General features: G+C 49.5%; 10 protein-coding genes and 3 tRNA genes. 11 read left to right on the top strand and 2 right to left on the bottom strand.

All coding sequences use genetic code 11. The features are described 5' to 3' along the window. Positions 1-13 precede the first annotated feature (13 nt). Entirely contained in the window at positions 14-853 is an 840-nt protein-coding gene (gene kdsA, locus ATY27_RS19700) for a 3-deoxy-8-phosphooctulonate synthase (RefSeq protein WP_208933478.1), read from the top strand. Between the two features lie 40 nt (positions 854-893). On the opposite strand, the gene ATY27_RS19695 is transcribed toward kdsA, so the two are convergent. Then, positions 894-3,590, bottom strand: a complete 2,697-nt coding sequence (locus ATY27_RS19695; RefSeq protein WP_208930558.1) for an ATP-binding protein — start codon at positions 3,588-3,590, stop codon at positions 894-896. Between the two features lie 254 nt (positions 3,591-3,844). Between ATY27_RS19695 and ATY27_RS19690 the strand changes: the two genes are divergently transcribed. The 6 genes from ATY27_RS19690 (at position 3,845) to gpt (ending at position 6,911) form a co-directional block, all read left to right on the top strand. Continuing rightward, a tRNA-Phe gene (locus tag ATY27_RS19690) sits at positions 3,845-3,920 on the top strand. Positions 3,921-3,989: 69 nt separating this feature from the next. After that, positions 3,990-4,065: transfer RNA gene (locus ATY27_RS19685), tRNA-Thr, on the top strand. A gap of 15 nt (positions 4,066-4,080) precedes the next feature. Further along, positions 4,081-4,156: transfer RNA gene (locus tag ATY27_RS19680), tRNA-Phe, on the top strand. Between the two features lie 323 nt (positions 4,157-4,479). Further along, complete coding sequence (locus ATY27_RS19675; RefSeq protein WP_208930559.1) at positions 4,480-5,697, top strand: phosphopentomutase; 1,218 nt, start codon at positions 4,480-4,482, stop codon at positions 5,695-5,697. 20 nt (positions 5,698-5,717) lie between these two features. Further along, complete coding sequence (deoD, locus tag ATY27_RS19670; protein WP_208930560.1) at positions 5,718-6,419, top strand: purine-nucleoside phosphorylase; 702 nt, start codon at positions 5,718-5,720, stop codon at positions 6,417-6,419. Positions 6,420-6,434: 15 nt separating this feature from the next. Next, positions 6,435-6,911, top strand: a complete 477-nt coding sequence (gene gpt, locus ATY27_RS19665) for a xanthine phosphoribosyltransferase (RefSeq protein ID WP_208930561.1) — start codon at positions 6,435-6,437, stop codon at positions 6,909-6,911. A gap of 111 nt (positions 6,912-7,022) precedes the next feature. On the opposite strand, the gene ATY27_RS19660 is transcribed toward gpt, so the two are convergent. Next, positions 7,023-8,201, bottom strand: coding sequence for an endonuclease/exonuclease/phosphatase family protein (locus ATY27_RS19660; protein ID WP_208930562.1), 1,179 nt, complete (start codon positions 8,199-8,201; stop codon positions 7,023-7,025). A gap of 361 nt (positions 8,202-8,562) precedes the next feature. On the opposite strand from ATY27_RS19660, the gene ATY27_RS19655 reads away from it, so the two are divergent. From ATY27_RS19655 to ATY27_RS19640, 4 genes are all read left to right on the top strand, one after another. Continuing rightward, positions 8,563-11,751, top strand: a complete 3,189-nt coding sequence (locus ATY27_RS19655; RefSeq protein WP_208930563.1) for a TonB-dependent receptor — start codon at positions 8,563-8,565, stop codon at positions 11,749-11,751. Between the two features lie 158 nt (positions 11,752-11,909). Continuing rightward, positions 11,910-12,542 (top strand): uridine kinase, encoded by a 633-nt coding sequence (udk, locus tag ATY27_RS19650; RefSeq protein WP_208930564.1) that lies wholly within the window; start codon positions 11,910-11,912, stop codon positions 12,540-12,542. 354 nt (positions 12,543-12,896) lie between these two features. Further along, positions 12,897-14,111: a NupC/NupG family nucleoside CNT transporter gene (locus ATY27_RS19645; RefSeq protein ID WP_208930565.1), complete on the top strand. Its 1,215-nt coding sequence runs from the start codon at positions 12,897-12,899 to the stop codon at positions 14,109-14,111. A 15-nt stretch (positions 14,112-14,126) separates the two neighbouring features. Then, the gene (locus ATY27_RS19640; RefSeq protein WP_208930566.1) at positions 14,127-15,080 is read left to right on the top strand and encodes a 2-oxoglutarate and iron-dependent oxygenase domain-containing protein; all 954 of its coding nucleotides are present in this window, start codon (positions 14,127-14,129) and stop codon (positions 15,078-15,080) included. The last annotated feature ends 30 nt before the right edge of the window (positions 15,081-15,110 follow it).

Below are 15,110 nucleotides of genomic sequence, written 5' to 3'. Positions count from 1 at the left end.
CCCCGTGGCGTCGATGAATATTCAGATTGGTAAGCTGGAAGTTGCCAACGATAAACCTTTTGTATTGTTTGGTGGTATGAACGTACTGGAATCGCGTGACATGGCACTGCAGGTGGCAGAGCACTATGTCAGAGTCTGTGAAAAACTCGGTATTCCGTATGTGTTTAAAGCGTCTTTTGATAAAGCCAACCGGTCGTCAGTACATTCTTACCGTGGCCCTGGCCTCGAAGAGGGGTTGCGGATTTTTGAAGAAATTAAACGCACTTTTAATATTCCGCTGATCACGGACGTACATGAACCCTACCAGGCCGCTCCGGTGGCAGAAGTGGTTGATGTGATCCAGTTGCCTGCGTTTCTGGCACGTCAAACCGATCTGGTCGTGGCCATGGCCAATACCGGTGCGGTGATCAATGTGAAGAAGCCACAATTCCTGGCTCCGCATGAAATGCGCCATATCATCACTAAGTTTGCCGAAGCCGGTAATGACAAAGTGATCCTGTGTGAACGTGGTTCGTGCTTTGGCTATAACAACCTGGTTGTTGACATGCTGGGTATGGACGAAATGAAGCAATATGGTCCGGTGATTTTTGACGCGACCCATGCGCTGCAAAAACCAGGCGGTCGCACCGATTCAGCCGATGGTCGTCGCGCACAGGCGGCGCAGCTGGCACGCTCTGGCATGGCCCTGGGTCTGGCCGGTCTGTTTATCGAAGCGCATCCGGATCCAAATCAGGCCAAATGCGATGGTCCTTGCGCGTTACCGCTGGCGAAGTTAGAAGATTATCTGCAACAAATGCAGGCGTTGGACCAATTGGTGAAATCTTTTGCACCGCTGGATACATCTGCCAATTAAGCGATACGCCTTAACCGTGACAAACGCTGCAGCGCGATGCTCAGCGTTTGTAGCGTTCCTGCACATACACCACCACTTGCTGATAACTCTGTTGTAACCCGTCCGCCAATGCGCTCAATTCGGGCCAGTATGGCTGTTCTGCCCGCTGTTCCAGCTGAAATGCCAATTCCGACAATGCTAAAGCACCCACACTCTTGGCCATCGATTTTAACTGATGGGCCAGGCTGCGACAGACGTCTGCCTGTTGCAATTGTCGGGCGTCCTTTAGTTGCATCAGTAAATCGGCGGCATGACTGACAAAATAATTCAGATATTGTTGATGTTTCGCCGGATCCGGCCCCAGAAAATTGGCGATAGTGGTAAAACAAATTGGGCTGACCTCCGCGGCTTCCGGTACCGCCGGCATGTTCTGGACTATGGCTGGTTGCGGCTCAGGCGCTTCAGGCGCAACGAGCGGCAGCCAACGCTGCAGCACCGCATGCAGTTTGGCCAGTTCGACCGGTTTGGTCAGATAGTCATCCATACCAACACTGAGGCATTTTTGCGCCTCACCTTTGAGGGCATTGGCGGTAATGGCAACAATGCGGGTAAATACAATGTCTTCATCATCATATTGCGCGGCTTCTTTGCGGATCGCCCGGGCCAAATCATAACCGCTGAGGTTTGGCATATGCAGATCGGTCAGCAGCAGGGGGTAACGATATTGCCGCCATTTATCCAGCGCGATTTGACCGTCGTCGGCCACTTCGACCCGATAACCCAACGTTTGTATCTGTTCGACCAATACCTTTTGATTCATCGGATTGTCTTCTGCCAATAACAACAACGGCGCATTTTCGCCTGCGACGGCCGGGCCGCTGTCCAGTGTCTGCGGAAATTGCGACGTCGGTTTGTTGCTGAGCTGCCCCTGTAGTTTTAACAATGCTGTCGCCAGGCTGCTGCGACAGAGCGGATTGAGCTCCAACACCTCGCTGCCGGCTGGTGCACTGCGCAGCGAGGATTCCGCGGCGACCAGTAACAAAGTCGGCACAGGTAGCGGTACAGGTAACTGCTGAAGTGCACTTTCCGGCGACTGACTGCAATCCAGTACAACCAGATCTGCCTCCTGCTGCGATGACCACAATTCTGCCGGACCGACCAACACCGGTGTCGCACCAAAAGATGCCAGATACCGCTGCAGCAGTTCCTGCTGTGCGCTGTCGTCGCTGCAAATCAACACCCGCTGATTCAGCAGATCGGGTTGTTGGCGCGGGATGTCTTCTTCGGCGTGGCGCATCGGTATCAACACACTGAATTCACTGCCTTTACCAATCACACTCTGGACTTCAATCCGGCCAAACATCAGTTCCGTCAGATGCTGACAAATCGACAGACCAAGGCCGGTGCCGCCATATTTACGCGTGATTGAGCCTTCTGCCTGCAAAAATGGCTGGAATAACTGATTCAGCTGACGAGGGGTCATGCCTTTGCCGTTATCTGTTACCGAAATTCGGATCTGGCAAAACTCCATATTATCGTCGATTAGTTCAGCCCTGATGTGCACCTTGCCACGTTGTCCCGGTAAGGTTTCAGTGAATTTAATTGCATTGCCGGTCAGGTTATAAAGGATCTGCCGCAGACGCACCGGATCACCGAGCAGACTTTCCGGGATGGCAGGGTCAACAAAAATACTGAGCTGCAGCTGGCGCTGTAATGCGACAGTGAACATCACTTGGGCGACAGCTTCCACCACTTCGTTCAGCGACAATGGAATGTGCTCGATTTCCATTTTGCCGGCTTCGATTTTGGAAAAATCCAGAATGTCATCAAGAATGCGTAACAACGCAAAGGCCGATTCACGCACCGTATTGGTCAGGCGGAACTGATTGCTGTTCAACATCGTATTTCGGAGTAAATCGACGGTACCGATGATGCCATTCATCGGAGTCCGGATCTCATGACTCATCGTGGCGAGAAAAGTCGATTTCGCTTCATTCGCCCGTTCTGCACTGATTTTGGCGCTGGCGAGCGCTTCGGTGCGCTGCAGGATCTTGTCATCCAGTTCGTGTTGTAACAGGGAGCAATCGGCTTTCGCTTTTTCCAATAGCAGTTGTTGTTCGCGGCAATGTTGTAACAGCAAGTGCATTGGATGTTCCAGTGCCTGCAAACTATCCGGCACAGGCAGTACCAAATCAAACTGCTGCCTGCCAATACAGAGCAGTAATGAGTCGATCAGTTGTTGCTGCTGCTGTTGCAGACGACGCTCGAATAAACGCATCGGCACAGCCCCTAACAATATCAACAGGCAAGCACCAGCCGCCGCCAGTAACAACCAGAGCTGCCAGTCGGTCTGGAGCTGCCGCACCACCAGGATCAGTTCCCCTTGTGGTACTGATTGACGCGCAAGCTGCAATTCCGCAGTCAGGGCTTCAGGATGCAACGGATTAAAACCTGCGAGGCCAGGGGTATGCGCCAGTACTTTTTGGTTGGGGCCAAGCAGGTACAAGGCTTGTTGCTGCGGTGCAGCCAGCAGGTTCATCAGCCGCTGATTCGCTTGTTCCAACGGCATGGTTGCAATGTTAGCCGGCAACAACTGACTCATTAACTGCAGCTGATGCTGCAATTGCAGCCGTTGTCCATTCTCGTGCTGATGTTGTTGATACCAGGACTGGCACCAGAGCGCACTGAACAATAAACAACTGCCAACAGCCAATAGCCAGATGAGAAACAGCGGCGTTTTAAAGCTTGATTGCGGCATATGGATGGGTACGGGTAGATGGAAGTTCTTTCATTTTAATCAGTATTTTCTAATTATCTGAGAACTTTCAGAAAATTTGCGACCTAAGCAGGCTGGGTTCAAAATCAGCCATGCCTGTATTCGTCGTCATTGACTGAAAATATGCTGATAGTTTCAGCAGAATAGCCGGAATTGGTCAATCCATAAGCGGTTAGCAGGCTCTTGCCAAAAAAAAGTTGACTTGATCCGGCAAAATCCGTTTAATACCCCCCGTTGCCCAGATAGCTCAGTCGGTAGAGCAGCGGATTGAAAATCCGCGTGTCGGTGGTTCGATTCCGCCTCTGGGCACCACAAATTTTTAGTGTCTTGATTTTCCTCATCAATTCGCTACACAAGCAAAAACCGTTTCGCTTGAGATATGCCGCTTTAGCTCAGTTGGTAGAGCAACTGACTTGTAATCAGTAGGTCATCCGTTCGACTCGGATAAGCGGCACCATTCAAGACCAGTTTTGCCCAGATAGCTCAGTCGGTAGAGCAGCGGATTGAAAATCCGCGTGTCGGTGGTTCGATTCCGCCTCTGGGCACCAAAACAACAAGCCCCGGACAGTGTCCGGGGCTTTTGTTTTTCAGTGTTGTCTGTTTTTTCTCTGTCTTGTCATCGCTTCATCAGGCTCTGTTATCAGGCCTGTGTTGTCAGCAATCAGTTAAGTTGTTGCTAATTCTTCGCGTTCGTTCTAATCTGCGTGCCCCTTTTTGCATTCGCGCTGCAACAAGGGACTGGTTTTGTCATTTTGCTGAAAAAAGCAGCGGTCAGTGCAGACTGAGTATCAACAGTTTCCGCTTCAGCTATGGTTATCAAATCTGCTGTGAGTCCACTGGCTTGCAGATCAAGCGCTGTAGGGGTCAATCCATGAAAAAAGCTGTGATTCTGGTATTGGACAGTTTTGGTGTCGGCAGTGCGCCGGACGCTGATAAATTTGGTGATAGCGGGGCCAATACCTTTGCCAGTATTGCCCGGGCTTTTGCCAATCAAAAAGGCCGGCAGTTGCAACTGCCAAACCTGGCGAGACTGGGTCTCGTTAAAGCCGCTTTTGCGGCCTCTTCTGAAATGGCTTGCGTGACTGACAATGAGCCCGCCGTTGGGGCCTATGGTTATGCCCGCGAGTTGTCGAGTGGCAAAGATACGCCAAGTGGCCATTGGGAAATCGCCGGCGTGCCTGTGTTGTTTGAATGGGGCTACTTCCTGAATAAACAACACAGCTTTCCGCCAGAACTGATCGACGAATTATGCCGCCGTACCGGCGTGCCCGGCATTCTGGGCAATTGTCATGCGTCTGGCACCGACATTCTGGTGCGCCTCGGTGACGAACATGTCCGCAGCGGGATGCCGATTTGTTACACCTCGGCCGACAGCGTGTTTCAGGTTGCTGCCCACGAAAGCCATTTTGGTCTGGAACGCTTGTATCAGTTCTGTGAAACTGCCCGCCAGTTGCTGGACGATTACAATATCGGCCGGGTGATTGCGCGGCCATTTTCAGGCGATGCGCCAAATAACTATGCCCGTACCGGTAACCGCCGTGATTATTCGGTATTACCACCAGCGCCGACAGTACTGGACAAACTGACCGCTGCCGGCGGCACTGTGGTCAGCATAGGTAAAATCGCTGACATCTACGCTCATCAGGGCATCAGTAAAGCAGTGAAGGCCAATGGCCTTGAGGCACTGGTGGACAAAACCATCAGCGAATATCAAGCCGCACCGGATAAAAGCCTGATCTTCACCAATCTGGTGGATTTTGACCAGAACTACGGCCACCGCAGGGATCCGATTGGCTATGGTGACGCGCTGGAGTATTTCGACAGCCGGCTGCCGGAACTGATGGCGATGCTGGAGCCAGACAGTCTGATGCTGCTGACCGCAGATCACGGTTGTGATCCAACCTGGATTGGCACCGAACACACCCGGGAATATGTGCCGGTATTGTGTTACGGCCCGCAAATCACCGCCGGCTCTTTGGGCGAGCGCGCCAGCTTTGCCGACATGGGCCAGACCTTTGCTGAGTATTTTGCATTGGATACCCTGGCGTATGGCCAGTCGTTCCTGACAGAACTCACCCGTACTCATTAAATAATCAGAGAATTAAGTTTATGACCACTCCACATATCCACGCCGCTGCTGGCGCTTTTGCTGAAACTGTGTTGATGCCGGGCGACCCGCTGCGCGCTAAACATATCGCCGATACCTTCCTGACTGACGTGCAGTGCATTAACACTGTGCGCAATATGTATGGCTTCACCGGTAAATATCAGGGCAAACCGGTCAGCGTGATGGGTTCAGGCATGGGCGTGCCGTCGATGTCAATTTATGCCACCGAGCTGGTGAAGTTTTATGGTGTAAAAAACATTATCCGGATCGGTTCTTGTGGCGGCTTGCCGCTGTCGGTCAAAGTGCGTGAAGTCGTAGTTGCTATGGGCGCCAGCACTGATTCTGCCGTGAACCGTAACCGTCTGCAGGGTATGGATTTTGCCGCGCTGGCAAGTTATGACCTGCTGGAGCGCGCAGTGGCTGCTGCCCGGGCGAAAAATATCGGCGTGAAAGTCGGTAATGTCTTTACGTCAGACCTGTTCTACAACCCAAGCGACACTCTGTTTGATACGTTGGAAAAATACGGCATTCTCGGCGTGGAAATGGAAGCGGCCGGTTTGTACGGCGTTGCTGCCGAGTATGGCATTAATGCGCTGGCGATCATGACGGTCTCAGACCATATCCGTACCGGTGAATCGTTAAGCCCGGATGAGCGTCAGACCAGCTTCAACGAAATGGTCGAAATCGCGCTGGCCTTGGTGTAACAGGAGAGTTCTGACATGTCTTTATCCGGCAATAAAAACTTTTATGTGTCCTGGGAAGCGTTCCACCGCGCGACCAAAGAACTGGCAAAAATGTGTCTGCACGGTAATTTTGACAGTATTGTCGCGGTCAGCCGCGGCGGTCTGGTGCCGGCAACTATCATCGCGCGCGAACTGAATATCCGCGTGCTGGACACCATTTGTGTTTCCAGTTATGACCATGATCAACAACGCTCGTTGCAGGTGCTGAAAGATGCCACGCTGCCAGATTCAGAGCGCTTGCTGGTGATTGACGATTTAGTTGATACCGGTGAAACCGCCCGCGCACTGCGTGAACGGTTTCCTAAAGCTTGTTTTGCTACTGTCTATGCTAAGCCACAAGGTAAAGCACTGGTCGACAAATACGTCACCGACATTGAGCAGGACACCTGGATCCATCTGCCTTGGGATATGGAGCTGGCCTACAGCGCGCCACTGGCGGAACAACCCCGGTAAGTAATTGTCTTTGAAATAAAAAAAGCAGCTTCGGCTGCTTTTTTATTTCTATGAACCGACAGTGCAACGGCGGCGTGAGAGCAATTGCCGCTGTTGATCAGCAAAAAAGACTTATTTTTTTTCGCCGGTGAGACTGAGCTTCACCCAAACCAGCCGGTGATCCGAGCTGGCGCCGCGGCTGGCGACTGCATCGTATAAGGCTTCACCTTTAACCGGCCAGAACACACCACTGCTGTGTACGGTAATACCTTGCTTTGACGGCAGCACATAATCAGCGCGCATCCGCCAGCCGGCGGTGTGGAATTTCGCCAGCGGATTATCCGGACTGTGCGCCGCGCCACCAGCGCTTTGCGGTACAGGTTCATGCTGGATTTTTGGGTGATAAACCAGGGCTTGAATGGCATCGCGATGCGCATCACCTTCATCTGGTGACGAGTTCTGATCCCCCATCACCACAAAAGGTGCATCTGTCTGATAACCGCCGCGACCACCTTTGTCGTCATAGATGTAGTCGGCTTTGCCAGATATATAGTCGACCCAGAACTTCACTTCGTCATGATTACGATGGCCATTGCGGTTTTCCGGGCCATCAAATACCGGTGGGGTCGGGTGACTGATTAATAAATGCAGCGGCTTTCCATCGACATTCAGCGGTAAATCCCAATGTGATTTACTGGATAAGCGCATCTGCTCCCAGGTGTCTTTACTGAACCAGGGGCTGCCATCTGCTTTAGTGGTGACTTTATGTCCCGGCAAATCTTTCCACTTAAAGTGCTGAAAGGTCCGTGCTTTTTCGGCATCAATCGGGAAACGTGATAGCACCAGCATGCCATATTGGCCCGGATAATGACCAAAACCCCAGGCGTCTTCGGCGCCTTCGGCTTTGCCATCATTATTCAAATCAAAACCGCTCGGCTGACCGGTATTGACCGTTTGGTAATAAAAGTAGGGATATTGCAGCGGTTGACCGCCATGCTGTGGTTTATGCAGATACTGCTGAATGAATTGCGTTACACCCTGCGCCGGGTCTGCAATGTAGTCAAATTCGTTTAACAGCAGAATATCCGGCCGCACCTGCTGCAGGATTGCTGCAATATTACGAATTTGTGCATTTTGGCCGTTGGCCAGTTCGCGTACCAGCACTTGTGGGCCCAGCGGGCTGCCTTTGGCAACATAGTTTTCGGATTCCATGCTGACATTAAAGGTGGCAATAGTCAGTTCAGTTGCATGCACGTGCAGACCTCCACAGAGCCCCAGTCCGGCCAACAGACTTGTGATTTGTGATTTCATCAGTAAAAACCCGGCGTAAAAAGACCAGACTAGCCTAACCAGATCTGGCACGTTATCCCAGAAGTTTCGGATTTAGATGGCTGGATAGCTGCAAATGTCGCCAAAATGCAGCGAAAATTTAAACAAACTTATTTAGGCTGCCTGCATATTTCTGGTCTGATATGTTACACTCGCATGACATCAGGCACCTTGACTGCAGATGTGCGGATAAGTTCCGCGTGCTGATATTAATATTTCATCAGCAAGAGCTTGTGTAAGAAAAACGTAATGTTACTGCGTTAAGCTTGCCACCCAAATTGGACATACAGTTTGGTTTATTTCAGGGTTTGACAATACCTACAACTACCAGGTGAAAAACGATATGAAAATCAGACATATTGCTATGGCAGTCGCCGTAGCCTTAGGTTCTAGCTATGCCAGCGCTGATACTTCTTCAGCAATCCGCGGTCGTATTTCGAATCCTGAAGGCGCCGCCGCCGCAGGAACCAAAGTCATCATTCTGCACGTGCCTTCAGGCACCAGCCGCACTGTCGTCACTAATGAATCCGGTAACTTTGTTGCTTCTGGTCTGCGCGTGGGTGGTCCATATAAAGTTACAGTTGACTCAGACACTTACAACGATGAAACCGTTAGTGACGTATTCTTGCAACTGGGCGATACTTACCAGTTAAACCGTCAGCTGCAGTCTGCTTCCGTTGAGCGTATTGCGGTTACCGGTGCTGCAATTGCAACTTCATCGAGTGGCGCTGCCAGTTATTTTGGTGCTGATCAGATTGAAAAATCACCAAGTCTGAATCGCGATATTAAAGATATGGTCCGGAATAATCCGCTGGCTGTTGTCTCTCCAGGTAACAACAACGAATTGTCTGTTGCGGGTATGAACCCACGTTTTAACAGTATCAATATCGATGGTATTGCTCAAAACGATGATTTCGGTCTGAACTCGAATGGTTACCCGACACAACGTCCACCAATTTCAATGGATGCAATTGATCAAATTTCCATCGAAACTTCGCCGTTTAATGCGAAAGCAAGTGGTTTTCAGGGTGCGTTAATTGATGCTGTAACCAAGTCTGGTACAAATGATACCGCTGGTTCAGTAATGTTTGAATTCATGAATGACAGCATGGCTGGTACCCCTTACAGCAAACTGACTAATCGTGAAGTTCCACTGGATTACAATTCGAAGACTTTCGGTGCGACGTTAGGTGGCGCCATTGTTGAAGATAAACTGTTTTTCTTCACCGCCGTTGAAAAGTTCGAAAACAAAACACTGCCAATTTGGGGACCAAAAGGTTCAGGCTCATCGAATGAAGCTTTCGCAACTCAAGCTTCCTATGACGAAGTTATTCGTATTGCCAAAGAAGTTTATGGACAGGATGCTGGTTCATGGGACTTTACTCCGATTGAAGATGACGAAAAGCTGCTGATCAAATTAGATTGGAATATGAACGATATGCATCGTTCAGCTCTGACTTATCAGTACAACAAAGGCAACAAAACCGAAAACACGACCACAAGCCGCAACTTACTGCGGATGTCGTCAAACTGGTATAACAAAGAAGAAACGCTGAATAACTTCGCATACAAACTGTATTCTGATTGGAATTCTGATTTCTCTACCCAATTAAGTGCGACTTATATGCAGGTCGACACGGTTCAGGCTTCACTGAACAGTGCAATTGGCGACGTCACTATCAAGACTATTCCAGGTGCAACCCGTAATACCGAAGGCAACATTGGTATTGGCTCTGATACGTCGCGCCATTCAAATGATTTACGTAAAAAGATTTTGATTTTAGCTGCGGATGGCGACTACCTGCTGGATGAACATCACCTGACATTTGGTTATCAGCTGAAACGTTCAGACATCTACAACCTGTTTTTACAAAACACTAAAGGTTCGTATGAGTTTGCCAGCCTTGCTGATTTTGCTGCACGTCGCGCCAAAGTTAACTATCGCAATACCTTCAGTGGCGACCCGTCAGATGCAGCTGCTAGCTTCGTTCGTGACGAGCATGCGCTGTATCTGCAGGACGAATGGGCAGTCAGTGATGAATTGACGCTGGATCTCGGCGTTCGATATGAGCGTTTGTCGTCTAATGATGTACCTGCATTAAACACTGCGTTTGTTAAGCGTAACGGTCTGGAAAATACCGAGAACCTGGACGGGATCGATATTCTGTTACCTCGTTTTGGCTTTACTTACAATGCAACAGTTGACCTGACTCTGCGCGGCGGTGTCGGCCGGTTCTCTGGCGGTCAGCCAACGGTTTGGGTATCTAACAGTTATTCAAACACTGGTGTTGGTGTAGGTGATACAGGTTCACTGTCCAGCTCACCTGTTTATAGCAATGTTGATTTATCTCGTGTACCGCAGGCTTTAATAGATGCTGTATCAGGTCGGGCTTTATCAGCCGATGTGAACTTCGTCGATCCAAACTACGAGCTTCCATCTGATTGGCGTGCACAACTGGCTGCCGATTATATTTTCGAAATTCCAGGCATTGGTGAAGACTTCCAATGGTCGACTGAATATATGTTTATGCGTAAACAGGACGATTCATACTGGAAAGACATAGCACTGGATGTTCCAGGTCGCAAGACTGGTACTATCCTGAACGGCTTGATGAATGTTTACAGCTCAAACAGTGCTTTACGTCGCGATATCATGCTGACGAATACAGATCTGGAAGCTGAGTCTAAGATCCTGAGCACCACATTGAGCAAAGAGTGGGAAAGTGGTATTCGCTCTACCTTCTCTTATACAAATCAAGATGTTGAAGATGTACACGTAAGTACTAGTTCGACTGCTAGCAGCAACTTCGGTAATAACATCGTTGTTAATCGTAACGATGCAATCTTAGGTCGCTCAACATTCGAAACAAAACACCGATTTGTGTTGAGTCTGGATTATTCGGCTGAATTTATCAGCGGATACCCAACGAATTTCAATATGTTCTTTGAGCGTCGTTCAGGCCGTCCGGTTACCTATATCATGAATAACCTTGATATGGACGACCAGTCTGGCAATGGCGGCACCAACGGTCCATTGCGTAACCCGGGTGATTTCCTGAGTCCATTAACTACGAACTCAGCTTTCCTGGCATATATCCCGACGTCTGAAAACGACCCGGCTATCCGCTTTTTCAGTGCTCAGGACAAAACCTTGTTTATGGAGCGCGTTAAAGCCCTTGGTTTAGACCGTTATGCTGGTGGTTTTGCTCCGAAAGGCGCTGGTGATTCACCATGGGTAAGTTCAATGGACGTAAGTATCCGTCAGGAATTGCCAGGTTTCACTGAAGGTGATAGCGGAACATTCTATGTGACTATTACTAACTTCCTGAACTTGTTAAACGATGATTGGGGTCAGGTATACGGCACTCGTTTTGGTTCTATCAACCTGATGGATGCTTCATACGATCCAAACACGAAACAACTGGTTTATCGTGCACCGGACATCAATACGACACCGAACGTACATTACTCTGAGTTCTTTGCTCCTGAGTCAACGTACCGTATCAAAGTTGGTGTAAGTTACCGGTTCTGATTTCAGATTGTTGGTAATAGCAGGACGCTGGCTCAAGTAGCCAGCGTCCTTTTTGTTTTAATGACCTTGTCAGAGCGATAGGATATTTTCAGTCTGAACTGTTAAAACAGAGCTGATCGTTAATAATACTGCTACCTGACTATTCGAAGAAGTTCACCGTGGCCAAACCTACCATCATCGCTATCGCCGGCGCTTCAGCGTCTGGCAAAAGTTTATTTGCTTCCACCGTCTATCAGGAATTGGTGGCAGAATTTGGCGGAGAACGTATCTCCGTGTTGGCAGAGGATGCTTATTACCGGAATCAGGATCATCTGTCGATGGACCAGCGCGTGCTGACCAACTATGACCATCCTGCAGCTTTTGAACACGAATTGCTGGCGCAGCATTTACAGCAGCTACGCGACGGCAGTGCGGTGGAAATGCCGCAATATTGTTATAAAACTCATACCCGTAAAACCGAGACGATTAAAGTGCAACCAGCCAAAGTGGTGCTGGTCGAAGGCATTTTATTGCTGACCGATGCACGCCTGCGTGAGCAGTTTAATATCACAGTATTTATGGATACGCCGCTGGATATCTGTTTGCTGCGCCGGATCAAACGCGATGTGGAAGACCGTGGTCGTACTATCAGTTCCATCACAGAACAATATGAAAACTACGTGCGGCCGGCTTTTTTTGAATTCATTGCGCCGTCTAAGCAATATGCTGATATCGTGGTGACCCGCGGGGGTAAAAACCAGATTGCGATTGATATTCTGAAAACAAAAATCCGCGCCTTGCTTGCCAATTAAGCGAGCGTCACATGGTAAGTAAATCCCGCTAAGGCGGGATTTGTTGTTTTTAGTGATTGTCGTTGATTATCTTTGAACTGGTAGCGAACAAGCAGGGATATTCTGTCTTTTATTTGTTTGCATTGCTGTTAAATTAGTCTCTTTTCAACTGCAAGTATTCTGCTATATAATCGACCGGCAAAACTTCAAGTTCAGACAACCCCATAAGAGCAATTCCAAGCCAGAGCACTCAGCTCCGGCTCCCGCTTTGAAACTGTAACTACTTGATCTTTTGATGCTATCCTAGGATTTCAGCATCACAAGAACAATAATTCCGCAGTGCTGTAGCGGACCTAAAATCCAAGGAAAATCAATATGATGAGTTTAGTTGGCATCGCTGCCATCTTATTAATCGCTTATCTTTGCTCGACCCACCGTCATGCCATTAAATGGCGCACAGTCGGTGGTGCTTTTGCAATACAGCTGGCGATTGGTGCTTTTGTGCTATATGTGCCGGCAGGCAAAGATGTGTTGATCAGTGTGTCCAACGCGGTTGGTGCGGTGATTGGTTATGCCAACGAAGGCATTTTATTTTTATTCGGTGATGCCGGTGCGAAAAAATATGGTTTTGTGTTTGCCATTCACGTGCTGACCGTCATTATTTTCTTTTCATCGTTAATTGCGGTGCTGTATCACATCGGCGTGATGAAGGTTGTTATCGGCGTCATTGGTGGTGGCTTACAGAAACTGCTTGGTACCAGCCGGCCGGAATCGATGAGCGCGGCGGCGAATATTTTTGTTGGCCAGACCGAAGCACCACTGGTAGTGCGGCCGTTTATTCCGACCATGACCCGCTCTGAGTTATTTGCCGTGATGGTAGGCGGCCTGGCTTCTGTTGCCGGCTCGGTACTGGCGGGTTACGCCGGTATGGGTGTAGAGCTTAAGTATTTAATTGCGGCCAGTTTTATGGCAGCACCAGGTGGTCTGTTGATGGCAAAACTGTTGTTGCCGGAAACGGATACGCCGAAAAACGATTTAACCGAAATCAGTTCAAACGAAAACAATACCAACGTGATCGACGCCGCCGCATCAGGCGCAGCCAGCGGTTTGCAGCTGGCGCTGAATGTTGGCGCAATGTTACTGGCTTTTGTTGGTCTGATTGCGCTGGTCAACGGTATCGTTGGCTGGGTCGGGGGGCTGGCTGGTTTTGAAGGTCTGACTCTGCAGCTGATATTTGGTTATCTGTTCCAGCCACTGGCGTTTATTCTGGGCGTCAACTGGGAAGAAGCACGTCTGGCCGGCAGTTTTATCGGTCAGAAACTGGTGATTAATGAATTTGTCGCTTACGTTGATTTTATGAAGCATGTGCAGGCCGGTGAATTGTCGGCGCATACGCAGATTATTGTCACGATAGCGCTGTGTGGCTTTGCGAATTTCTCGTCGATTGCCATTTTGCTGGGGGGTCTTGGCAGTATGGCGCCAAGTCGGCGCAGTGATATCGCAGAGCTGGGTTTAAAAGCACTGTTTGCCGCAACATTAGCGAACCTGATGAGTGCGGCAATTGCAGGCTTTTTCTTCTCGTTAAGTTAAAAACAGGTCGATATTATGACTCAACAACAAGTCCCTACGTTGGACATCAGACGGTTTGCCACCGACAAAGACGCCTTTGTTGCCGAAATTGGCAAAGCCTACACTGAGTTTGGATTCTGTGGTATTAGTGGCCATGGCATTGCAGACGAAGTGGTTGGGGAAACCTACAAAGCAATTAAACAATTTTTTGCTTTACCGACTGAAGTAAAACAGCAGTACCATGTGCCGGGTCAAGGCGGCGCGCGGGGCTACACGGGATTTGGCGTTGAGAAAGCCAAAGACAGCAAGCATCCGGATTTAAAAGAGTTTTTCCATGTTGGCCGCGAGCTCAATGGTCCGGCGCAGCACGAATGCCTGTATCCGAATGTCTGGCCAAGCGAAGTGCCAGAGTTTAAGGCGGCGACGTATACACTGTATCAGGCGCTGGAAAACCTCGGTTGCCAGGTGCTGGAAGCTTTGGCGCTGTTCTTAAAGCAAGAACAACAATACTTCGCAGATAAAGTGAATTACGGCAACTCGATTTTACGGCCGATCCATTATCCGCCAATCCAGGATACATCGACGCAAAGTATTCGCGCCGGCCAACATGAAGATATTAACCTGATCACCTTACTGGTGGGTTCACACGAATCAGGTCTGGAAATTTTACGTCGCGACGGCAGCTGGCTGCCTGTGACGACCATTCCGGGCACTATCGTGGTCAATATCGGCGATATGCTGCAACGTCTGACTAACCATGTGCTACCGTCAACGACGCATCGCGTGGTGAATCCGGCTGGCGCTGCTGCAGGTCAGCCACGATATTCGATCCCGTTTTTCATGCACCCGAATCCGGACTTTGTTATCGAAACGCTGAGTTCTTGTGTCAGTGCTGAGAATCCGGACCGCTATCCGCAGCCGATTAATTCCAACGACTATTTATTACAACGTCTGGAAGAAATTGGTCTGCTGAAAAAAGCCAAGTATTGATTTTAGTTTTGATCTGAAAAACGGAGCCCG

The organism is Rheinheimera sp. F8, from assembly GCF_001518915.1.
This window is presented reverse-complemented; position numbering and strand designations above follow the sequence as displayed.